At 59.2% G+C, this 20,432-nt stretch carries 19 protein-coding genes and 1 tRNA gene; 12 read left to right on the forward strand and 8 right to left on the reverse strand.

What is annotated here, in order from left to right:
• Positions 1-280 precede the first annotated feature (280 nt).
• Together PSEUDOMOFG3G_RS14395 and PSEUDOMOFG3G_RS14400 are read left to right on the forward strand one after the other, a co-directional pair.
• Positions 281-1,195, forward strand: coding sequence for an autotransporter outer membrane beta-barrel domain-containing protein (locus tag PSEUDOMOFG3G_RS14395; RefSeq protein ID WP_139050377.1), 915 nt, complete (start codon positions 281-283; stop codon positions 1,193-1,195).
• A gap of 221 nt (positions 1,196-1,416) precedes the next feature.
• Positions 1,417-3,042 carry an NADP-dependent glyceraldehyde-3-phosphate dehydrogenase gene (locus PSEUDOMOFG3G_RS14400; protein WP_107322531.1) on the forward strand — a complete coding sequence of 542 codons (1,626 nt, stop codon included), beginning with the start codon at positions 1,417-1,419 and terminating at the stop codon, positions 3,040-3,042.
• An 18-nt stretch (positions 3,043-3,060) separates the two neighbouring features.
• On the opposite strand, the gene PSEUDOMOFG3G_RS14405 is transcribed toward PSEUDOMOFG3G_RS14400, so the two are convergent.
• Positions 3,061-3,954 carry a DMT family transporter gene (locus PSEUDOMOFG3G_RS14405; RefSeq protein WP_107322532.1) on the reverse strand — a complete coding sequence of 298 codons (894 nt, stop codon included), beginning with the start codon at positions 3,952-3,954 and terminating at the stop codon, positions 3,061-3,063.
• A 134-nt stretch (positions 3,955-4,088) separates the two neighbouring features.
• On the opposite strand from PSEUDOMOFG3G_RS14405, the gene PSEUDOMOFG3G_RS14410 reads away from it, so the two are divergent.
• The gene (locus PSEUDOMOFG3G_RS14410; RefSeq protein WP_047226583.1) at positions 4,089-4,526 is read left to right on the forward strand and encodes an Lrp/AsnC family transcriptional regulator; all 438 of its coding nucleotides are present in this window, start codon (positions 4,089-4,091) and stop codon (positions 4,524-4,526) included.
• 41 nt (positions 4,527-4,567) lie between these two features.
• On the opposite strand, the gene PSEUDOMOFG3G_RS14415 is transcribed toward PSEUDOMOFG3G_RS14410, so the two are convergent.
• Together PSEUDOMOFG3G_RS14415 and PSEUDOMOFG3G_RS14420 are read right to left on the reverse strand one after the other, a co-directional pair.
• A complete protein-coding gene (locus tag PSEUDOMOFG3G_RS14415; RefSeq protein ID WP_047226584.1) occupies positions 4,568-5,911 on the reverse strand; it encodes a hypothetical protein in 1,344 nt (447 codons plus the stop codon).
• A 403-nt stretch (positions 5,912-6,314) separates the two neighbouring features.
• Positions 6,315-6,986, reverse strand: a complete 672-nt coding sequence (locus PSEUDOMOFG3G_RS14420) for a Bax inhibitor-1/YccA family protein (RefSeq protein ID WP_039588756.1) — start codon at positions 6,984-6,986, stop codon at positions 6,315-6,317.
• A 124-nt stretch (positions 6,987-7,110) separates the two neighbouring features.
• Between PSEUDOMOFG3G_RS14420 and PSEUDOMOFG3G_RS14425 the strand changes: the two genes are divergently transcribed.
• Positions 7,111-7,198 (forward strand) — tRNA-Ser (locus PSEUDOMOFG3G_RS14425).
• Positions 7,199-7,309: 111 nt separating this feature from the next.
• Here PSEUDOMOFG3G_RS14425 and PSEUDOMOFG3G_RS14430 read toward each other — a convergent pair.
• Together PSEUDOMOFG3G_RS14430 and PSEUDOMOFG3G_RS14435 are read right to left on the reverse strand one after the other, a co-directional pair.
• Complete coding sequence (locus tag PSEUDOMOFG3G_RS14430; RefSeq protein ID WP_107322533.1) at positions 7,310-8,227, reverse strand: LysR family transcriptional regulator; 918 nt, start codon at positions 8,225-8,227, stop codon at positions 7,310-7,312.
• Positions 8,228-8,327: 100 nt separating this feature from the next.
• On the reverse strand, positions 8,328-9,527 hold the full coding sequence (locus PSEUDOMOFG3G_RS14435; protein WP_139050378.1) for an MFS transporter: 1,200 nt from the start codon (positions 9,525-9,527) through the stop codon (positions 8,328-8,330).
• A 298-nt stretch (positions 9,528-9,825) separates the two neighbouring features.
• Between PSEUDOMOFG3G_RS14435 and PSEUDOMOFG3G_RS14440 the strand changes: the two genes are divergently transcribed.
• The 5 genes from PSEUDOMOFG3G_RS14440 to PSEUDOMOFG3G_RS14460 all read left to right on the forward strand — a co-directional run bounded on the left by PSEUDOMOFG3G_RS14440 (position 9,826) and on the right by PSEUDOMOFG3G_RS14460 (position 17,163).
• Complete coding sequence (locus tag PSEUDOMOFG3G_RS14440; protein ID WP_080962871.1) at positions 9,826-11,106, forward strand: cytochrome c; 1,281 nt, start codon at positions 9,826-9,828, stop codon at positions 11,104-11,106.
• Positions 11,103-11,576, forward strand: a complete 474-nt coding sequence (locus PSEUDOMOFG3G_RS14445) for a (2Fe-2S)-binding protein (protein WP_047226586.1) — start codon at positions 11,103-11,105, stop codon at positions 11,574-11,576. Before PSEUDOMOFG3G_RS14440 ends, PSEUDOMOFG3G_RS14445 begins: the two co-directional genes overlap by 4 nt.
• On the forward strand, positions 11,573-13,810 hold the full coding sequence (locus PSEUDOMOFG3G_RS14450; RefSeq protein WP_047226587.1) for a molybdopterin cofactor-binding domain-containing protein: 2,238 nt from the start codon (positions 11,573-11,575) through the stop codon (positions 13,808-13,810). Before PSEUDOMOFG3G_RS14445 ends, PSEUDOMOFG3G_RS14450 begins: the two co-directional genes overlap by 4 nt.
• Before the next feature lie 148 nt (positions 13,811-13,958).
• Entirely contained in the window at positions 13,959-15,071 is a 1,113-nt protein-coding gene (locus tag PSEUDOMOFG3G_RS14455; RefSeq protein ID WP_047226588.1) for an alkene reductase, read from the forward strand.
• A 295-nt stretch (positions 15,072-15,366) separates the two neighbouring features.
• Positions 15,367-17,163 carry a DAHL domain-containing protein gene (locus PSEUDOMOFG3G_RS14460; RefSeq protein WP_139050379.1) on the forward strand — a complete coding sequence of 599 codons (1,797 nt, stop codon included), beginning with the start codon at positions 15,367-15,369 and terminating at the stop codon, positions 17,161-17,163.
• 388 nt (positions 17,164-17,551) lie between these two features.
• Here the strand turns inward: PSEUDOMOFG3G_RS14460 and PSEUDOMOFG3G_RS14465 are convergent, their stop codons facing one another.
• On the reverse strand, positions 17,552-18,451 hold the full coding sequence (locus PSEUDOMOFG3G_RS14465; protein ID WP_139050381.1) for a polysaccharide deacetylase family protein: 900 nt from the start codon (positions 18,449-18,451) through the stop codon (positions 17,552-17,554).
• Between the two features lie 200 nt (positions 18,452-18,651).
• Between PSEUDOMOFG3G_RS14465 and PSEUDOMOFG3G_RS14470 the strand changes: the two genes are divergently transcribed.
• The 3 genes from PSEUDOMOFG3G_RS14470 (at position 18,652) to PSEUDOMOFG3G_RS14480 (ending at position 19,833) form a co-directional block, all read left to right on the forward strand.
• On the forward strand, positions 18,652-18,906 hold the full coding sequence (locus PSEUDOMOFG3G_RS14470; RefSeq protein ID WP_047226592.1) for a DUF6555 family protein: 255 nt from the start codon (positions 18,652-18,654) through the stop codon (positions 18,904-18,906).
• Positions 18,907-19,055: 149 nt separating this feature from the next.
• Positions 19,056-19,286, forward strand: coding sequence for a hypothetical protein (locus PSEUDOMOFG3G_RS14475; RefSeq protein WP_047226593.1), 231 nt, complete (start codon positions 19,056-19,058; stop codon positions 19,284-19,286).
• 121 nt (positions 19,287-19,407) lie between these two features.
• Positions 19,408-19,833, forward strand: coding sequence for a hypothetical protein (locus PSEUDOMOFG3G_RS14480; protein WP_047226594.1), 426 nt, complete (start codon positions 19,408-19,410; stop codon positions 19,831-19,833).
• Positions 19,834-19,840: 7 nt separating this feature from the next.
• On the opposite strand, the gene PSEUDOMOFG3G_RS14485 is transcribed toward PSEUDOMOFG3G_RS14480, so the two are convergent.
• Both PSEUDOMOFG3G_RS14485 and PSEUDOMOFG3G_RS14490 read right to left on the reverse strand, forming a co-directional pair.
• The gene (locus PSEUDOMOFG3G_RS14485) at positions 19,841-20,068 is read right to left on the reverse strand and encodes a PLD nuclease N-terminal domain-containing protein (protein ID WP_092397840.1); all 228 of its coding nucleotides are present in this window, start codon (positions 20,066-20,068) and stop codon (positions 19,841-19,843) included.
• A gap of 92 nt (positions 20,069-20,160) precedes the next feature.
• Positions 20,161-20,346 carry a hypothetical protein gene (locus PSEUDOMOFG3G_RS14490; RefSeq protein WP_047226596.1) on the reverse strand — a complete coding sequence of 62 codons (186 nt, stop codon included), beginning with the start codon at positions 20,344-20,346 and terminating at the stop codon, positions 20,161-20,163.
• Positions 20,347-20,432 lie beyond the last annotated feature (86 nt).

The following is a 20,432-nucleotide window of genomic DNA, read 5'->3' on the forward strand; positions in this document are numbered from 1 at the left end:
CGGTTGATTGACGTCAATTCACTGATCTGGATAACCGAAAAAAATCAGTTATTTATTGGCTCTGATTTCAGTTTGCCATTCATCGTTCATTTTCTTGACGCGACGGCACCGGTCTTCTTGACTACAACGTACTACCCCCGGAAATACAGTCAGGGGCAAGCCTCGGAACCCCGCTACAGCGGACGGCCCGAGGTTTGCCTCAATCCATTCGGTCGCCCCTCGTTCGGGGTAGGAGAGACGCCATAAGCGAGAAACGCATGCGATTGCAAGGCAGGCCCCCATGAAAACTTCCCTCCGTCCACAAGAGATCACTACCACTTTCTACACAATCTCGACTTCGTTGTTACTGTGTTCGTCCATGGAGGTATGGGCCTGGCCCGCCGAGCAGACGTCGCAACTCTGGTATGACCGAACACAGTCCGACAGCCAGGGCACCGCATCCATAAACACTGACCCCACCTCCAGCAAGAGCCCCGCCCTCTTCACCTTGCGAAACGACAGCGGCCATACCCAACGCGTGGGCCTGATCAGTGGACAGAACCAGGTCATCACCCGCGTCAATGGCACGCTAGTGACACCGGCCATGGCCGAGCCCGGCAAAGAAGCACTGAACCTGCAAGGCACCCATCTGGGGGCGTACTGGAGCCTGACCGGGCCGGCAGGCTGGCATGTGGACCTGAGTGCCAGCGGCGGGCGCGTCAACGGTTACAGCCGCACCGAGCAAGGCCAGCGTCAGGCCGCTGAAGGCAATGCCGTCACGTTGTCGGTCGAAGGCGGTTTTCCCATCGGTATCAGCGACCATTGGGTGGTTGAACCCCAGGCGCAACTGATCAACCAGCGCATCACCCTTGACAACCCCAATGCCGAGAACGGCTCCGGCAACGAACTGAGCACCTGGAGCGGGCGCGTCGGAGCACGCCTCAAAGGGACGTATCAGGTCAACGGCCTGGGCGTGGAACCCTACGTGCGCACCAACCTTTGGCACACGGTCCAGAGTGCCGACACCTTGACCCTGGACAAAGTCGACAAGATCAGCAGCAGCCGCAAATCTTCCACCGTCGAGGTAGGGCTGGGGTTGGTGGCGCGGGTTACACCGGTGGTGAGCCTCTACATCAGCGCTGACTACAGCAGCGACGTCGACGACAACGACCTCAACGGGCTGATCGGCAGCCTGGGGGTACGGATGCGTTGGTAAACCAGCGCTTCAGGGCGGGTCGCAGCCATGTGTTGGCGACTCGCCATGCCAACCGACAATGAGTCCAGCCTGCCCGCCTCCACACCTGCCTGACGCCGATAAAATCCTGTCCCTCGCCCCCCGGCACTTAAAACGCACCGCCATTTGGGCGTATAACCCTAAAAGCGATTTACGCCTGAAAGCCGTCAGCCCATGGCTCATTTCATTGATGGAGTAACGACATGACCCAAGCCAACCTCTTCGCCAACCTGTTTCCCAGCGCTGCCGATATTCCGCAGGCCTACCGCCTCGAGGGACAGATCGAGCAGCGCGAATACCTGATCGATGGCGTGCTGCAAACCTGGCAAGGGCCACTGGCAGTTGTTCGCAGCCCGGTGTACCTGGCAGGCCCGCAGGGGGACGAACAAGTGATACTGGGCAGCACGCCGCTGCTGGATGCACAGACCGCGCTCACCGCCCTGGACGCAGCCGTCCGCGCGTATGACCGCGGCCAGGGCCAGTGGCCAACGATGCGTGTTGCAGAACGCATCCGCCATGTGGAGGCGTTCCTGGCGCGCATGCGCGAACAACGCGAGGCGGTGGTCAAGTTGCTGATGTGGGAAATCGGCAAGAATCTCAAGGACTCCCAAAAAGAATTCGACCGCACCTGCGATTACATCGTTGACACCATCAACGCCCTCAAGGAACTGGACCGCCGCTCCAGCCGTTTCGAGCTGGAACAAGATACGCTCGGGCAGATCCGCCGCGTGCCGCTGGGCGTGGCCTTGTGCATGGGCCCCTACAACTATCCGCTGAACGAAACCTTCACCACGTTGATTCCGGCATTGATCATGGGCAATACCGTGGTGTTCAAGCCGGCCAAACTCGGCGTACTGCTGGTGCGGCCGCTGCTGGAAGCATTTCGCGACAGCTTCCCGGCCGGTGTGATCAATGTGATCTACGGCAGCGGCCGGGAAACCGTCAGCGCGCTGATGGCCAGCGGCAAGATCGACATCTTTGCCTTCATCGGCACCAACAAAGCTGCAAGCGATCTGAAAAAACTCCATCCGCGCCCGCACCGTTTGCGTGCCGCCCTGGGCCTGGACGCAAAGAACCCGGGCCTGGTGCTGCCGGATGTGGATCTGGACAACGCCGTCAGCGAGGCGCTGACCGGCTCGCTGTCTTTCAATGGCCAGCGCTGCACGGCATTGAAGATCCTGTTTGTCCACGAAGACCTGGCACCGGCATTCATCGAGAAATTCAACGCCGGGCTGGCCGCCCTGAAACCTGGCATGCCGTGGGAAGATGGCGTGGCACTGACACCGTTGCCCGAAGCGGGCAAGGTCGATTATCTGCAGGCGCTGGTGGCCGATGCCGCCGCCAAAGGTGCGCAGGTGACGAATGAACACGGTGGCGAATCCCGCGGTTCGTTCTTCTATCCGGCCGTGCTCTATCCGGTGAACACTGCAATGCGGGTCTACCACGAAGAACAGTTTGGCCCGGTCGTCCCCATCGTGCCGTACCGCGACCTCAATACCGTGGTCGATTACGTTCTCGAGTCCGATTTCGGCCAACAGTTGAGCATCTTCGGCAACAACCCGGCCGAAGTCGGCAAACTGGTGGACATCTTCGCCAACCAGGTCGGACGCATCAACATCAACGCCCAATGTCAGCGTGGCCCGGACACGTTCCCGTTCAACGGCCGGAAAAACTCGGCCGAGGGCACGTTGTCGGTCCACGATGCGCTGCGCACCTTTTCGATCCGCACGTTGGTGGCGACCAAGTTCCAGGACAACAACAAGGCGCTGATCAGCGACATCATCCGCGGGCGGGACTCTAACTTCCTGACCACCGACTACATCTTCTGACCCGCGCCGAACGATGGGTTATGGCAGGGCTGGACGGCGCACCTTGATGCCCCAGCCCTGCTGCATTCCGGCGGCCGCCAGCAGGATCGCTGCCACACCCAGCCACTGCAGCAACTCGAGGCGATGACCGAAGGCGAACCAGTCGACGAAAATCGCCGCGATCGGATAGATGAACGACAACGCGCCGGTCACTGCGGTGGGTAGCCGTTGAATCGCGCTGTATAACAACACGTACATCACGCCGGTATGAACCATGCCCAGGGTTACCAGGCTAGCCCAGGCCTCGGGCTGCTGCGGCAACGCTGAAAAGTTCGCCCAGGGTGCCAACAGCAACACACCGGTGCTGACCTGAATCAGCGCGATCAAGTGCGGCGGTGTCCCGGTCAGATGCTTGATGATCAACGCCGCAATGGCGTACAGCAAGGCAGCGCCCAACGCCAGGGCGATACCCGTCAGATAGTCGCCGCCACCCTGCCCTTGCTCACCGTGGGCGCTGACGATGGCCAACATGCCGAGAAACGACACCGCCAGCCAGAACAGCTTTTGGGCGGTGATTTTTTCCCCCAGCAACAACGCCGCCAATCCCACCAGCATGAACGGCTGAACGTTGTACACCGCGGTACCGATGGCAATCGACGCGCGGGAGTACGAAGCAAACAGCAGCACCCAGTTGCCCACGATCGCCACGCCACTGAGCACCGCCAGCAAGAAGGTGGTACGCGTCAGGAGACCCGGACGCAAGAATCCGAAACCGGCGCAAATCAGCAGCAAGGTCGCAGCACCGAACACGCAGCGCCAGAACACCACGTCCAGCACCGGCACACCGGAAACCAGCACGAACCAGCCGATGGTTCCGGAAATCAACATAGCGGCGGTCATTTCCAGCGAACCGCGACGTAAGGTCTTGTCCATCTTCAGGCTCCTTCAGCAAGTGGGCACAGTATGCCGAGCCAAAGGGGCGCTCCTCCATGGCACGAGAAAGGCTAAACTGGCTTTCGACCTTTTTTATCAAGGCAACTTCGAGCATTGGCCTAACGGAGTGAAAAATGACTGACGACATCGACCAGATCCTCATCAGCGCGCTGATGGAAGACTCCCGACGCTCCCTCAAGGCCTTGGCAAACTTGAGCGGCCTGTCTTCCCCCAGCGTCGCCGAGCGCCTTCGAAGGCTCGAAGAGCGTGGCGTGCTCAGGGCGTACACCGTTGAAGTGGACCCCAAGTGCTTCGGCTACCAGCTCCAGGCGATTGTGCGTATTCGCCCGTTACCGGGGCAGTTGCAAGAAGTGGAACGGCAGATCCAGGCCATCGCTGAATTTACCGAATGTGACAAGGTCACCGGCGATGACTGCTTCATCGCTCGGCTGCATGTGCGTTCGATGGAGCAACTGGACACCTTGCTGGACAAGCTCAATGTTCTGGCAGAAACCAACACCGCCATCGTCAAGAAGACTCCGGTCAAGCGGCGACTGCCACCCATGGCATGAACCTGACCCGGCCTCGGTGTCATCCGAGGCCGGGATTTATGTTACTCGAGGTCTTCCAGCTCAGGACTGCGCTGCACTTTTTGCACCTCATCCTGAGGCGCATTGCTTGCTTTCATCAATTTTAGCGGCACGATTTTTTCGCAAGCATTCTTGCCATCGGCATAGACGCCACTGTGATTACATTTCCAGTCATAGAAGTTGGCCAAGGCCGCGGACAATTGCAGGCTGTAGTCCGTGCTTTGGGTGCCCGGCGTAAAGGGTTGGCCGGCGGGGATGTTCTGGAACCATTTCATCCACTCTTCAGTACCCGGCGCTGGTGGGTTGGCCTGGAAAGTCGGGTTCATGATCGCCAGTTGCTGGTATTCAGCGGTCATGTGACAGCTCAGGCATGAAGCCTGCGGGTTGTCCACCGGCCCATTGAGGCGTCCGTTCCAACCCAGGTGGGTCGGCGGCAGTTCTTTGGTATTGGCATTGATTGCGGTCTGCTTCAACGCAGGGTTGATTTTGGTTTCTGTCGGGGTCGGATTGGTGAACTCGCTGCTGGTCACTTCAGGGTCGTTACCCCACATGATTCCGACCGGCACCAGGTTTTCCCAGTCGCCTTTGCTTTTATCGATGCCGTTGTACTGAAAGGTCCCGAAGAGCCATCCGGTCTCGCTGACACGCGAGTCACGCACGGCAATGTCCATCTGGATCAATGCGACTTTTTTCACGACGCGATCAGTGGATGTAAACGTGACGGCGGTGTAGGCATCCAGCAGCAAGGGATTGGCCAATGACGGCACCGAATTGACATCGATGTCGGCATACAACGCCTTACACACCACGGTGCCGTTGGGGAAGCTCTTGGGCTTTGAAGTGAAGCTCGGGTCAGGGTTCTGCGGATCTTTCCAGACCTGGCCGATGGTAAAGGCACCGATATCGTTATAGATCCCCACCGCATAAGTCTGACCGGACTCCAACTGTGTGTGAGCGAGCTGTTTAGGCTGAATAGGCGCCTCTCGAGTCAGCCCGTGGATGCCTTCACGCCCGCTCGGCCCGTAATGCTGCCAGGGCATGTGATACCACTGGCGGACGGCGTTTTTCTGCACATTCCAGTTGGTCTCGGCGTTGCCCTCCAGACAGTATTGCTTGACGCCCTCCATATAGGCTCGCCAGGTTTCAAAATCATTGCTGCGTGTTGTTGGCAGAATCTTGAAGAACGCTGGCATCGACGCGGCGCCAGGGGCAGTGGTGGGATAGTTCTGGCTGAGCTGGAACGCAGGGCCGGAATATTCACTCTTGGGAGGGGCGAAGCCGAAATCAGGGAAGGTGCCGGCATTGGCCATGGACGACCCGCCGGCCAAGGTCATGAGTACAAGGATCTTTGCGTGGGACTTAATCATCGGTATCTCCTTATAGGGGCAACGCCTGCCAAATCATCGATCTCCTGATTGATGCGCAGGGCTTCCTTTGTTATTGGGCCAGGGCGCGTTGCCCCCGCCGGCTCACGGTTAACGCTCAGTGACGTGCGTACACCTCCTTGGCGCCTGAAAAACGGGCGCAATCAGACCTGGCTCGGATAGCCGAATGCGAACGATATCGGGGGGGAACATGGCGAAGATTTCGCGCGGTGGTTGACCGGTTTACCTCATGCCGCCCCTGGCAATGCAATCCCTTGTCATAGTTGTAGATCAATTATTCAAAGGCGCCATCACGATTCGGCTTTTTTGCGGGCAATTGGCCATAACGAAAAATCGGGGACGAAAAAAAGCCCGCCGAAGCGGGCTTTTCATATCACGCATGCAATCAGTCGTCGCGACCCATCAGGCCGAACAGCTGCAACAGGCTGACGAACAGGTTGTAGATCGATACATACAGGCTGATGGTCGCCATGATGTAGTTGCGCTCGCCGCCGTGGATGATGGCGCTGGTCTGATACAGGATGCAGACCGACGAGAACAGCACGAAGCCGGCGCTGATTGCCAGTTGCAGGCCGCTGATCTGGAAGAAGAAGCTGGCAACTACCGCACCGAGCAACACGAAGAAGCCTGCGGTGATGAAACCGCTCAGGAAGCTCATGTCCTTGCGGGAGATCAGCACGTAGGCCGACAGACCACCGAACACCAGCGCGGTCATGGCGAATGCCGAGCTGACCACTTCGGCGCCACCCTGCATTCCCAGGTAACGGTTGAGGATCGGGCCGAGCAGAAAGCCCATGAAGCCGGTCAGGGCGAAGGCCGAAACCAGGCCCCAGGCCGAATCGCGGAGCTTGTTGGTGAGGAAGAAAAGGCCGTAGAAACCGATCAGCACCACGAAGATGTTCGGGTAGCCGACGCGCATCTGTTGTGCAACGAAGGCCATCACACCGCTGAAAGCGAGCGTGAGTGCCAGCAGGCCATAAGTGTTGCGCAGGACGCGGCTAACCTCTAGCTGCTCAGCCTGCACGCTGTTGTTCACTGCGTAATCCTGTTCGCGCATGGCGACACTCCTCCGGTTTTGAAACATTCAGTGGCAAGGATGATAACAGACGCTCTGTAACAAGCTACGTAGAGAGTTTGACAGTGTGTTTCATTCGGGTATTATGGCGCCCGCAACGCAATACGGAGGTGTGGCCGAGTGGTTTAAGGCAACGGTCTTGAAAACCGTCGACTGTAACAGGTCCATGAGTTCGAATCCCATCGCCTCCGCCATCTTTATACGACAAAGCCCTGATTAATCAGGGCTTTGTCGTTTCTGGCGCATGCGTTTTCTGTTGTGCCACCCCGGTTCTCCCGACAGAAAACTACGCACCTGAGTTGGCGCTAGCGGTTATCCAATCGATCAGGCGCGAGGATCTCCTCAAGAAAATCAATGAACACATTGATCCGGCTGGAGCCCCGGTGATTGGGTAAATACAGGGCATTGATACAACTGCTCGCGCTGCCGGGATTGACTTCATAATGCTCCAGCAACCGTGCCAGCCGGCCGGCGGCGACGTCGTCACGTACCAGCCAGTCGGCCAGCAAGGCCACCCCGCCGCTGGCGATCGCCGCTTCACGCAGGATATCGGCGTTGTTGCTTTGCAGGCGACCGTGGACGTTGAGCTGGATGCTTTCGTCCTCGCCCTGGAACGTCCAGTGGTGGTGCGAACCACCGTAATCGAAGCGCAGGCATTGTAGCTCCAGCAAGTCACGGGGATGAGACGGCACCGCGTGACGACTCAGATAGTCCGGGCTGGCCACCACCCAGCGCTGGAAGGCCCCTACCCGTTTGCTGACGATATCCTCACTGACCACCGACGATCCGAGACGCACCGACACATCGATCTGTTCGCTCAGCAGGTCGCTGACCTGATCGCTCAACGACACGCTGATTTCGAGTCCTGGATGACGAGCAAGCAATCGACCCAGATGCGGCGCGATGATTCGTCGACCAAACTCCACCGGGACGCTGATCCGTAGGCGTCCCTGGGCCTCGATGCCACGGTCGGCGACTACGGCATCGGCTTGATCAATGGCATCGAGAATGGCGACGGCCTTCTCGAAATAGGTTTGCCCAGCGACGGTAACGCTGGTGTTGCGAGTCGTACGGTTAAGAAGACTGGCGCCCAACTCATTTTCGAGTCCTGCCACCTGGCGTGTCACCGAAGATGTCGAGATGCCGAGTTTGCGTGCCGCGGCGGAATAACCACCACAACGCACGGTTTCAACAAACATCTTCAATGCCAGCAGCTTGTCCATAGGTGCAATCCGGTCGAAAAGGAACGCAGACGATTGTGCATCACTCGTCTCGCGCCGTCTTGTACGAACGCACCTCACACCTTTCACCGACGCCTGGCGCTCAGGCCTCTGCCTTACGTCCCAGAAACATTAGCAAAGCCAGAGCAGGCAACAATGCCACCGTCACGGCAGACAGGTTCCAGCCGAAATGTTCATACAGTGGGCTCGCCACCAACGAGCCCAAGGCACCCCCCACGAAGATGCTGGTCATGTAAACCGCATTCAGGCGCGCGCGACTGTGCGGGTCGATGGCATACACCTCTCGTTGGCCCAGCACCATGTTCAGTTGCACGGCGAAATCCAGCAGCGCTGCACACACCACCAGCCAGAGGTAACTGCTGCCAGGCAGCGCCGCGATCAATAGCGAGACGGGTGCCAACAGCAGTGCAGCCAGCGTCCCGCGGCGGCCATGCCCAGCATCGGCCAAGCGCCCGGCAATCGGTGCTGCCACTGCACCGACGGCTCCGACCAGCGCAAAAATCGCAACCTGCGCCTGACTGAACGCGTGGTTACGTATCAGCTCGATGGGCGCGAGGGTCCAGAAGAGGCTGAAGCTGGCGAACAATAAGCCCTGATACAACGAACGTTGCCGCAGAACCGGGTGGCGACGGGCAAGCGCAAACACCGAACCGATCAACGCCGGGTACGTGGCCTGATGAGTCGGCACACGCCGCGGCAGCGCAGTCGCCATAATCACGGCGATGACGGCCATCAGTGCCGCGGCGCTGAAAAACACCCCGCGCCAGCCGAACACTTCCACCAGCAGGCTCGACAGCGGACGTGACAGCAGAATGCCCAGCAACAGCCCGCTCATGATGTTGCCAACAACGCGCCCACGCGTTGCTTCCGGCGCCAGATGCGCCGCCAGCGGCACAAGAATCTGCACCGCCACTGAGGTAAGACCGATCAGCAAGGACAATATGAGGAACATCGACGGCGAATGCGTCAGACCGGCACACAACAGGGTCACGCTCGCAGCGAGGGTAAAACCCACGACAAGGCGTCGGTTTTCCATCAGGTCGGCCAGTGGCACCAGCAACAGCAGGCCCAACGCATAACCAAACTGTGTGAGCGAAACAATCAGACTGGCATTGGCGCTGGACAGGCCGATCTGCGGCGCGATCAGTTCGACAATTGGCTGAGCGTAATAAAGGTTGGCAACGACCGCGCCGCAGCAAAACGCCAGGAACGCGACCATCAGGCCAGAGAGTGAAGCAGATTGTTCGGCCTTGGCCGTTGCCGCCGGGTTACCCGTGAGCATGATGACACCTCGTTGAGTTCGAGAAAGTGGCGTCAAGGCTAAAGGCAGCGGTCGATCCGCAGAATCCACCCCATGAGCAATTGAGTGATGCGCCATATGCAACGCGCACTCGCCTTGCGCTTGGCGCAACAGGCTATTGCGCGATCCGCGGATACTCCAACAGCCACACCTTCCTTACCTTCGGCACTTGGCGCAGAGGTCTCTCCTCCGGCGCCCTTCCCAGGCTGACCGAGGAGCTGTTCATGACCCCCAACTCATCATCACTTGCGACCGCGCGTCTGCGGCACCGGGCATTTTCATGAAGGGCAGTTTCATCAGAGCCAAGCCGTTATGGATCAGCGCCGTGGTCCTGGCTTCGGTAGGCGCGATCGGGGCCGTGATGCTGATGTGGCGTCCGGCGATAGCTCCCATCGAGCGTCCGCGAACCTTCGATTCCGCACAATTGCAACGCGGTGCTCGCGTTGTCGAGGCGGGCGATTGTGCGGTGTGCCATACACGACCCGGGGGCCAATACATGGCGGGGGGCCTGCCGCTAAGAACGCCGTTTGGCACGCTCTACAGCACCAATATCACTGCGGATCCGCAGACCGGAATTGGCCAATGGTCGCTGCCGGCATTCGAGCGGGCGATGCGCGAAGGGATCTCACGCGATGGTCACTTCCTTTACCCGGCCTTTCCATACGTACATTACCGGCGCATGACCACAGACGACATCGCTGACGCCTATGCGTACTTGATGAGCGGCCCTGCCGTGGACTCACCGGCCATGCAAAACGACATGAACTTCCCGATGAACATCCGCCCGCTAGTCTCATTCTGGAATCTGCTGTTCCTGCACGCCAAGCCACTCACGCCAGTAGCACGACAATCTGAAGCCTGGAATCGCGGGCGTTATCTGGTCCAAGGGCCCGGCCACTGCGCAGGGTGTCATTCACCTCTGAACTTACTCGGTGCCCAGAAGAGCGGCGAAAGCCTGGCGGGCGGTTCCGTGGAGGGTTGGCAAGCGCCTTCGCTACTCGGCATGGCCCGTGGTGCAAACGCATGGAGCACTGAGCAATTGGTGCGCTACCTTCGCGCGGAAATCGTGGAGGGGCATGGCACCGCGGCTGGACCGATGCGTGCGGTCAGTCTTGGCCTGGCACGCATGCCGGTGGCCGATGCAGAGGCGATTGCCGAGTACTTGCTGAGTCTGCCCGGCAGGGCTGTGATCAGGGAAATCCATCCCGATGCTGCCAGCGCCGAGCCCGCCGCCCAAGCCAGTGGCGCCATGCTCTTCGCCAGCGCCTGTGCCGGTTGCCATGGCGCGGCGGCACCGATGCGCGAAATCGACGGGCGTCCGGCGTTGAATCGTACGTCAGCATTACAAGCCTCAAGCGCGCGCAACTTCCTGAAAACCGTACTCGATGGCATCCCGGCCATCCCGGGCGTGCCGGGTCCGGTGATGCCGCCGTTTGCCGCCAGCCTCGACAACGCCCAACTCTCAGCCCTGGCGTCATACCTGCGCCACCAGGCCAGTCCCGACCAACCCTGGACTGACCTTTCTGCCACCCTTGAAGCGATACGCCAGGAGACGAAATGACCCAAGTCACTCTCAATGTCAACGGCTCGCCCCAGACACTGGAGCTGGAACCTGACATGCCGCTGCTCTACGCGCTGCGCAATCACCTGGGGCTCAATGGCGCCAAATACGGGTGCGGCTTGGGCCAATGCGGTGCCTGTACCGTCATTGTCGATGACAAGCCTGTGTTTTCCTGCGTGACACCCTGCGCGGGCCTTGACGGCAAACAGGTTAGAACGGTTGAAAGCCTCGGCACCGTCGAGCGCCCCGGCCCTTTACAGAAGGCCTTCATCGATAAACAGGCGGCCCAGTGCGGCTACTGCATCGCCGGTATGTTGATGCGCGCCCAGGCATTGCTGGAAAGCAATCCGTCCCCGGACGAACAGACCATACGCCAGTACATGGCAGGCAACCTGTGTCGGTGCGGAACCCACCTGCGAATTATCGACGCGATCAGCCTTGTAGCCAGGCAAAACCGGAGTTCGCTATGACGCAGGTTAAAGAGATGACTCACAGTCGCCGCGCCTTCTTGAAGGGCGGCGCCTTGTTGATGGCATTCACCCTCGCGCCGATGACCCGACGCGCATGGGCAGACACCGAAGTTGATACGCTTGGCACGGTAGTGCGGGCGCCGGACCTGCCCGGCAGCCTGCGCACCAACCCCTATCTCGATGCCTGGATCCGGGTCGGCGCAGATGGCATCACCGTCTACACCGGCAAGGTTGAGTTGGGCACCGGCGTCAAGACAGCCCTATTGCAAATAGCCGCGGAACGCCTGGAAGTCTCCCCGGCGGCGATCAATTTGCTTACCGCCGATACGGCTCTGACACCTAACGAAGGCTACACCGCCGGTAGCCACAGTATTTTCGACAGTGGGACCGCGCTGTACAACGCGGCGGCGCAGGTACGTGAGTTACTGCTGGAGTCGGCCGGGCGTAGCTGGGAGGTATTGCCGGCACTGCTGAGCACCGAGCAAGGCATCATTCTCGGCCCCACCGGGCAGCGAATGAGCTATGCCGACGCCGTCAAGAATGTCGATCTGCACCTCTACGCCAAGGCCGAATCGCCGGTCATGCCGGCGACGCAATTCAAGCTGATCGGCCATTCGCTGCAAAGGCTGGATATTGCGGCCAAAGTCAGCGGCGGTGCCGCGTTCGTTCAAGACATTCGTCTGCCAGGCATGGTGCATGCGCGAGTCATCCGCCCGCCGCGTCCCGGCAGCAGGCTGGAGGTCTTCGATGCGAAATCGATCAAGATGCTGCCCGGGGTCGTGCAAGTGATTCGTGATGGTAATTATCTGGCCGTGGTGGCGCTTGATGAATGGCAAGCGATCAAGGCCATGCGCAGCGGATACGAGTCGGCCTATTGGAGTGGTGGTCAGGCAATCCCCGAGTCTGGATCGATCCATACCTTGCTCGAACGGCTCCCCTCACGCCGTTATCCAATCAGTCATGAAGGTACCCCGCAAGACGTGCCCCACCATAGCTACCGCGCGCGCGTAACCAAACAGTATTTGATGCACGGCTCCATCGGCCCGTCATGCGCCGTGGCCTGGCTCAAGGACGGCACCCTCACGGTCTGGACCCACACACAGGGTGTGTACCCCCTGCGCGCCGGGATTGCCGAAATGACAGGACTGCCACCCGAGCGCGTTCGTTGTATCCACACCGAAGGCTCGGGTTGCTATGGTCACAACGGCGCGGACGATGCAGCGGCCGACGCGGCGCTGATTGCCATGCGACTACCGGGCACCCCGGTTCGGGTGCAGTGGATGCGCGAACAGGAAAATCTCTGGGAGCCCTACAGCTCGGCGATGATTACCGAGGTCCAGGCCAACCTTGATGCGCAGGGTCGACTGCAGGACTGGAACTGCGAGCTATGGACCACGCCTCATAACGAACGCATCGTCAATGCCGGACGCTTGCTGCCGGCGCGGCTGCTGGCCCGCCCTTTCATCTCTGCGCCTTCGGTGCCTATCGCACAACCCGAAGGCGACGGCGATCGCAACGCGGTGCCCCTGTACACATTGGGCTCGACGCGCATCGACATGAACTTCGTTACCGAGATGCCATTTCGCACATCGGCCATGCGTTCACTCGGCGCGCACATCAACATTTTCGCAATCGAGGCCTGCATGGATGAGCTGGCCATCAAGGCCGAAGTCGATCCAGTTGCCTTGCGCCTTGCCCATCTGACCGATCCCAGGGCGCGAGCCGTGGTGGAGCGAGTTCGCGACGCCATTGCCTGGCCGCAAAGAAGCAGCGCTCCTGGCGCGGGCATAGGTTTCGCGTTCGCCCGCTACAAAAACATCATGGGGTATTGCGCCATCGCGGTGCGCCTTCAGGTGCACCCTCAGACTGGCGAAGTGCAGATCGATCACGTCGTCACAGCCGTGGACGTTGGGCAGATCGTCAATCCCGACGGCTTGCGCAACCAAGTGCAAGGGGGGGTCGTCCAGTCAACCAGTTGGACGCTGTATGAAAAAGTCGCCTATGACCCCGGAGGCATTCGCAGCTACGACTGGAGTGGTTACCCGATCCTGCGCTTTTCGCAAGTGCCCAAAAAGGTCGACGTCCATCTGCTCGATCAACCGGGACAACCGTTTCTCGGCGCCGCCGAGATCGTCCAGGGACCAATGGCTGCGGCCATTGGCAATGCCATCGCGAATGCCACAGGGCGGCGCTGGTTGAACCTTCCCCTGACTCGCTCGCAGCAGCCGTCATGAACCCACGCTGCATTGCAAATCACGCAATGCAGCGTGGCGAAGTGTGTGGATTATCAGGCGTCATCGCGCCGTTTAACTTAAGTACAGCCAGTGCCTGGCCCAGGTCAGACGCCACCCTGCCTGCACTTTTCGATTATTGGAGAACACCATGACGCCACATCTGTTTCGTCCCATCGCATTAGGTCCGTACACACTTGCCCACCGTGTGGCGATGGCACCGCTGACACGCTCTCGCGCCGGGCAACCGGGCGACACTCCGACAGCGATGAATGCCGAGTACTACCGCCAACGTGCAAGCGCCGCCTTGATCATCACCGAAGCGACGCAAATATCCCGACAGGGCCAGGGTTATGCCTGGACGCCGGGCATCTACAGCGATGAACAGGTGCAGGCCTGGGGCGAAGTCAGCGACGCCGTGCATGAGGCGGGTGGTTTGATCTTCATGCAGCTTTGGCATGTGGGCCGCGTATCGCACCCCAGTTTTCAGCCCGACAACGCGCTGCCGGTTGCCCCGAGTGCATTACCCGTACCTGGCAAGACGTTCATTGTCGATACCGATGGTCACGGCGTCTGGGGTGATGTGCCGGTGCCACGAGCGCTGCAAACCTCGGAGCTCGCCGGCATTATCAGCGACTACCGCAAGGCTGCACGCAATGCGATGAACGCCGGAATGGATGGTGTGGAAATTCACGCGGGCAATGGTTATCTGCTGGATCAATTTATCAACAGTAACAGTAACCAGCGCACTGACCGTTACGGCGGCAGCCTGGAAAATCGTGCTCGCCTGTTACTGGAAGTGGTGGCTGCCGTAGTCGATGAGGTCGGTCCAGAACGCGTGGGCGTGCGTCTGACACCCATGGGGCGCTTCATGGGCATGGGTGATGAAACCCCTGAGGCTACATTCGGCCATATCGTGCGTTCGTTGAACCACTGGAACTTGGCCTACCTGCACCTCGTCGAGCCCGCCGTCGTCGGCACTGTAAAAGATGAGAACTTCGATCCGCGCTGGGATGCCATTATCGGTCAGTTGCGTGCAGCCTGGGACGGCGTACTGATGATCGCCGGCGGCTACGATCCAAAGACGGCAGAACAGGCGCTGATCGACGGCCGCGCGGACATCATCGCGTTCGGCAGGCCGTTTCTGGCCAATCCTGATCTGCCACGGCGAATTCGCGAAGGGTTGTCACTCAATGCGCCGGATCCGAGCACATTCTTTGGTGGCGACCAGCGTGGATATGTGGATTATCCGGTTCATTCCTGAGCTGTGACCGTTGTAATAGACCAAGCCAAAAGTCGGCCGCCATTGTGGCGGCCGACTTAATCTGCGCCCGCCGCCAGCCTCCCCCATCGCCCCGCCTCCTTAGCGCTACACTCACGTCATTGACGTACCACGCCACCGTTAGCAGGGAGCTCAACGTGCACCCAGGCAAAAGCAGACCCACGCCACCTATACAACACCAAACAAACACTCCACCCATCGTCCCAAGCGCCGCAATCCTGCCTTGTCTTGGCAACTCACCGATCTGCCCGATCAAGAGCCTTGACGGGAGGACCGTGTGACCACTCTCATCAAAAAATATAAATGGCCCGCCTTGTTGGCTGTCGCGCTTGCTGTGTTTTCGGCCTTGATATTCTTTTTAGTCAAATCCTACACCTACGACGCCTCCACCTATTTCGAATCCCGGGACTTCATCCGCCAACTCAAACAATCCGACGCCAACTGGAACGTCAAAATCCTGCGAAAGAAGATCGGCATCAATAACAACCTGTCGCTGACCCCGCCACCTGAAGCGGCCAGTCGATGGGAGCAATTGGAGCAGCTCAACAATTCTGGCCCTTTGGCGGCCCTTTGGGCGTCCAGGCGCCAGGGTTATGTGGAGGCGGTGAAGAACAAAAGCCTGCTGGTGGAGCAGTTCCAGCAACACAACACCCGCTTACGCACCGCTCTGGATGCGCTGCCACTTGCCGAGGACGACATCCAGACACGGCTCAGGGAGATGGATGCCGACACTCCGATAAACCGCCTAGAGATTGCCTCCAGTGTCCTTGACCTGACTCTGACAACGCTTGAGTACGCCCTGTATGTCACCTCGGACAAGGCCGAAGAAGTAAGGAGCCAGCTCAATGCGCTGGAGCAATACATCGCCCAACTGCCCCCGTCCTACCAGCCGTCCTTTAGCACGCTGACACAACATGTCGAATCCATTATCCAGGAACAACCGATCGTCAATGACCTCATTGACCGCATCAGTGTTATCCCGGTCGCCCAAGAGCTCGACAGTATTAACGAGCTGTTGAACGAAACCCAACGCAGGACCGCCGAGACCGAACGCCAATATCACATCTATCTGGCTGTATGCGCCGGCCTCATGGCCATTTTGATGATCTACCTTGCTGCGCGGTTGGTTCGCAGTTCCGCGCTCATCACTCAGATCAACCAGGAACTGCAATTCTCCAACGAACGGCTGGAAGAACGGGTGGAAGATCGCACTCGCGAGCTGATACAGGCCGAACGTGAGCTGGTGGAGGCGGCGCGAATGGCGGGAATGGCCGAGATCGCGACCAACGTGTTGCATAACGTGGGGAACGTTCTCAACAGCGTGAATATTTCGGCGGACCTGGTGACCCGCAAGTTGAAAAACAGCAAGACGCTCGGTCTGGGCAAAGCGGTAAAAATGATGAATGAGCATGCCGAGGATTTGGGCCGTTTCATTACCCTGGATGAAAAAGGCAAATTGTTGCCTCGTTATTTCAATGAGCTGGTCGAGTCCATCAATGCCGAACAGGGACTGCTCATTGACGAGCTGGCACAACTGACCAAGAGCATTGACCACATCAAGGAAATCGTCGCCACCCAACAAACCTACGCTGGCGCCGCGAGATTGATCGAGCCGCTCAATGTCAGGGATCTGTTTGAAGATGCGTTACGCATGAACGCAGGCGCGCTGAGCCGCCACCATGTCACGGTCATCAAGGATTTTCAGGACATCCCCACCATCCTGGGAGACAAGCACAGGTTGCTGTTGATCCTGATCAACCTGATCAGCAACGCCAAATTCGCAATGTCGAATGTTTCCGGGCATCCGCGGGAAATAACGCTAGGGATCCAGATCGTCGCTGAGAGTACATTACGCCTCAGCGTCAAGGATCGAGGTGAGGGTATTGCGCCGCAGAACCAGGCTCGAATCTTTAACCACGGGTTCACGACCCGCAAGGACGGCCATGGATTTGGCTTGCACAGCTGTGCTCTGGCCGCGGTTGAAATGAATGGTCGTCTCTACGCCCAGAGCGATGGGCCTGGTCAAGGGGCCTTGTTCACTCTGGAGATCCCGCTGGAACTGGCCAATACCTGAACCACTGGGGCGAGTTGGCTGCGTGCGCAGCATCCTTCGGGGTTGCGCGCGTGCAGCCAACTCTGACCTGCGAACACGACCTTCTAGCGCTGCTATTTAGTGTTAGCCGATCGCTCGCTTCGGTTTCTGCGTACCGGCAACGCCGCCGCGTAAGCCAGCGCTTCCTCACGGGAAGCAAAGGAGCCAAGCCGGTCCACTTGGGTGCAGACCCGCCATGGGCCGCTGTTCACACTGAGTACGTCATAACCGTTGATGTGCAGTTTCGTTAGCATCGCAGCACTCATAGTTACCTCCTGCTAGATAAACCTAAGGTACGCCCCTTACCTTACACTCAGTTGGCATCAGGGCATCAACCGGGCGTCGCAATTTCCCGGGTGCGACATGCCCGTCAGGGTGAGCCAGAACCCCACAACCTGTTCCACAACCCAGGCAATTGCACCGGCTCGGTGCCGTCTTTGACGGTGCGAGCCAGCGCTGCTCGCTCGAGCGCCTGACGGTCGTCATAAAATGGCTTGGTGTCGGTCTTCACCCCAGTCGCCTGGGCAGCGTCGATCAGAATCTGCAGGTACTCCCGGGCGTGTCGTGCGGTGTAGCGATTGAGATCATGAAAGGTCACTACCACCGGAATGACCCCGTCAACGGCAGGTATCTGCCCGCCGGCGATACGTTCACGCACTTCGCTGAGCTGACGTATTAGGTTGATTCGCCGTCTCGGACTCGCCGTGATGCCCCAGACTTTGCCGTCGTTGGCACTCAGATCAGTGAGCAACATGTGCAGGCCATGGCGCCGGTAGGCCGCGAAGGTGCGGGTGTCGAAGCTCCAGAACGGCGGCCTCACCAGGCTGGGAGCTGCCCCCGTGATGGCGGCAATGTCGGCGCTCCCATTGAGCAGCGACTGTTCCAGTTCATCTGGGCTGAGGAACCGGTGGTTGCTGTGCCCGGAGGTCGCGGTATGAAAGCCCAGCACATGCCCTTCCTGCTGTTCACGACGCATCACCGAACGCCCGATATCACTGCCACCGGCCCGCGACGCTCGAGTCTGCACAAAAAATACCGCCTTGATCCCCGGCTGCACCGGGTTTTGCGCCAGGGCATCGAGCACGCCCATGCTCGGGTTCCAGAAAGATGATGCGCTGGGCCCGTCATCGAACGTCAGCAGAAAGCGGATCGGCGGTTGCGTGCGAAGGCGTTGTTCGGTCTGCGCAGTCAGCTCGATGGGAGCGCCAATGCACCCCAGCAAAGCGCTGGCAAGGGCTACGAGAGACAACACCCTGGCGAAGATTTTCATTGTGTGCCTTTTATGGTGATCGCACTGACTCGCCTTCGATCCATGGCCCTTGGTGCCCAAGCCCAGCTTGGAGAAGGTTAACCGGGTTTGGTTCCCGGCCGCGAGCCTCGCCGCGCCCCCGATTTTGACCGTCTGGAGATCCGATGGAATTTTCCGCCCGCCTCTGCATCCATCCGTATAGAACTAATTAGGGAGGATTTATGGGCGGGCCATCGCTTTACATCATCGACTACATGCTCCATGGCGAGCCCAAGTCATTCATCATTCGTGCAGAAGTGATGAACAATTCCGAAGCCTGGCATTGGGCCAGTTGCGACGCGGGTGTCGGGCGCATCCCCAAATTCGGGAGGGAAAAGGTCAAGCGGGTGTCAAAACCACTGGCAGAAAAATACGGTATTACCGACGTGCGCTGGCGAGCCAGTGTCGCGCCGGCCTGGGTAAAAGAGTCAGGCTGAGTCCGCAACCCCTCTTTGGCGCACCGGCCGTCCGGCCGTGCGCCGTTTTCTTCGCCAGACCCGAAATAACTCAACTACGCTTAATTATCGGTACAACCCGCTGCTGGCGGGTTTTGTGCTGCCCTATACACACTCAATGGAGGTGCGACATGTCTGAAAAAGAGTCCATCACCACCGTGCTCACCTTGCTGGAATCGCGTCAGGCGCGATTGGCGGCAGCCTGCAAAGAAATCGCTGACTGGGTCGACCATCAGGGCGGGCACCCTACCGCCGTGCGCATCCGGGATCGTCTCAATGACATCGAAAAAGACGCCCCCTCTATCCAGAGCGCGCTGACGTCCCTCAAGCCCGCCGAGCGACCATTGCCCAAGTTCCGCTAACGCATTGCGCTGCACAGGCTCTTCCCCAAGCTCTACCGGTTGGAAAACCGATGGAACGCTGGCGTTCTTTGCGCCTCGATATGGATATGTATCGGAGCAAAGCCGCTAGAGGGAGAACACCATGTACGCCAGAATCCTGCTGTTGATCGCCTGTGCCTGCCCTGCCGTCGCCATGGCGCAAGGCTGCGATGTAATCACTCGGTCCCAGAGCCAAGCGATACCGAAGATCGAAACCCATAGTTGTTACGAATACAAAGGCGTGCCAGCCGAGGCGATTGGCTGGTCGTGCAGCAACGAAAGCAAAGGTGCACTGAGCACTGAAAAGAACCAGGTCGAACGTTGCGCCCAAGGCTATGTAGCGACGTGCCAGGCCCGGCTGACTCAGGAATCCCTGGCCAATCCGCACTCAACCAGCAAGGACCGTGGCGGCGAGTCAGCCAACATCCCTGACGATGCGCAAGTCACCCGGTACTACTACAACACCGAGCAACTGGCGCAAGCACAGAAAGATTGCGAAACCACCGGTGGGCGCTGGAAAAACCAATGAAGGGTCCCTAACCTTTGCTGTGCTCTGGCGACGACGGGCCTTCCTTCACACCGCGAGGGCCGGCAACGCCCCAGATGACCAGGCCCACCACAGGCAAGATGATCAACAACAGCGCCCATCCCGCCTTGGTCCCGACAGTCTTGTCACTGCGAAAGACACTGATGATCGCCCACAGATCCACAAGCAGCAAAAGCACCACAACGCCGATCCAGAAATAGCTGGCTAGTTCAGACATGGTCCAATCCTCTTAAGGTCTATGGTTTAGGCACACCCCCTGACGGTCCGTTCAAAGAATCTGCCATCGCGTCCCCCCGCCCGAACTTGCGTCTATCCACGCTCATTCAGATAGGCGACCCACCGTTCATAAGCGTCATGCTGGCGCTGGACGGCCTGCTCCCAAATCACCCCGCTCGTTTGATGTGCGTCGACGAGCGCCATCATTTCTGAAGTGGCCGCGTCCAGTTCCACGAGAAGCTCGTGGGATTTGATTTTGAAGTCTTCAACCGTGGTCATGTCTGCTCACTTCCCCTCTACCCGAGGTTGGCTATCCACCCAACATGGATACGTTTTTTCCAAGCTGATTCAGTCGAGGCGATGAT

The sequence above is a fragment of the Pseudomonas sp. FG-3G genome (assembly GCF_901007645.1).
GTDB classification, from domain to species: Bacteria; Pseudomonadota; Gammaproteobacteria; order Pseudomonadales; family Pseudomonadaceae; genus Aquipseudomonas; species Aquipseudomonas rhizophila.

Bases quoted from the DNA above. Each gene is read 5' to 3' on its own strand.
- PSEUDOMOFG3G_RS14395 (WP_139050377.1), top strand. From the start codon at position 281: ATGAAAACTTCCCTCCGTCCACAAGAGATCACTACCACTTTCTACACA.
- PSEUDOMOFG3G_RS14400 (WP_107322531.1), top strand. From the start codon at position 1,417: ATGACCCAAGCCAACCTCTTCGCCAACCTGTTTCCCAGCGCTGCCGAT.
- PSEUDOMOFG3G_RS14405 (WP_107322532.1), bottom strand. From the start codon at position 3,954: ATGGACAAGACCTTACGTCGCGGTTCGCTGGAAATGACCGCCGCTATG.
- PSEUDOMOFG3G_RS14410 (WP_047226583.1), top strand. From the start codon at position 4,089: ATGACTGACGACATCGACCAGATCCTCATCAGCGCGCTGATGGAAGAC.
- PSEUDOMOFG3G_RS14415 (WP_047226584.1), bottom strand. From the start codon at position 5,911: ATGATTAAGTCCCACGCAAAGATCCTTGTACTCATGACCTTGGCCGGC.
- PSEUDOMOFG3G_RS14420 (WP_039588756.1), bottom strand. From the start codon at position 6,986: ATGCGCGAACAGGATTACGCAGTGAACAACAGCGTGCAGGCTGAGCAG.
- PSEUDOMOFG3G_RS14430 (WP_107322533.1), bottom strand. From the start codon at position 8,227: ATGGACAAGCTGCTGGCATTGAAGATGTTTGTTGAAACCGTGCGTTGT.
- PSEUDOMOFG3G_RS14435 (WP_139050378.1), bottom strand. From the start codon at position 9,527: ATGCTCACGGGTAACCCGGCGGCAACGGCCAAGGCCGAACAATCTGCT.
- PSEUDOMOFG3G_RS14440 (WP_080962871.1), top strand. From the start codon at position 9,826: ATGAAGGGCAGTTTCATCAGAGCCAAGCCGTTATGGATCAGCGCCGTG.
- PSEUDOMOFG3G_RS14445 (WP_047226586.1), top strand. From the start codon at position 11,103: ATGACCCAAGTCACTCTCAATGTCAACGGCTCGCCCCAGACACTGGAG.
- PSEUDOMOFG3G_RS14450 (WP_047226587.1), top strand. From the start codon at position 11,573: ATGACGCAGGTTAAAGAGATGACTCACAGTCGCCGCGCCTTCTTGAAG.
- PSEUDOMOFG3G_RS14455 (WP_047226588.1), top strand. From the start codon at position 13,959: ATGACGCCACATCTGTTTCGTCCCATCGCATTAGGTCCGTACACACTT.
- PSEUDOMOFG3G_RS14465 (WP_139050381.1), bottom strand. From the start codon at position 18,451: ATGAAAATCTTCGCCAGGGTGTTGTCTCTCGTAGCCCTTGCCAGCGCT.
- PSEUDOMOFG3G_RS14470 (WP_047226592.1), top strand. From the start codon at position 18,652: ATGGGCGGGCCATCGCTTTACATCATCGACTACATGCTCCATGGCGAG.
- PSEUDOMOFG3G_RS14475 (WP_047226593.1), top strand. From the start codon at position 19,056: ATGTCTGAAAAAGAGTCCATCACCACCGTGCTCACCTTGCTGGAATCG.
- PSEUDOMOFG3G_RS14480 (WP_047226594.1), top strand. From the start codon at position 19,408: ATGTACGCCAGAATCCTGCTGTTGATCGCCTGTGCCTGCCCTGCCGTC.
- PSEUDOMOFG3G_RS14485 (WP_092397840.1), bottom strand. From the start codon at position 20,068: ATGTCTGAACTAGCCAGCTATTTCTGGATCGGCGTTGTGGTGCTTTTG.
- PSEUDOMOFG3G_RS14490 (WP_047226596.1), bottom strand. From the start codon at position 20,346: ATGACCACGGTTGAAGACTTCAAAATCAAATCCCACGAGCTTCTCGTG.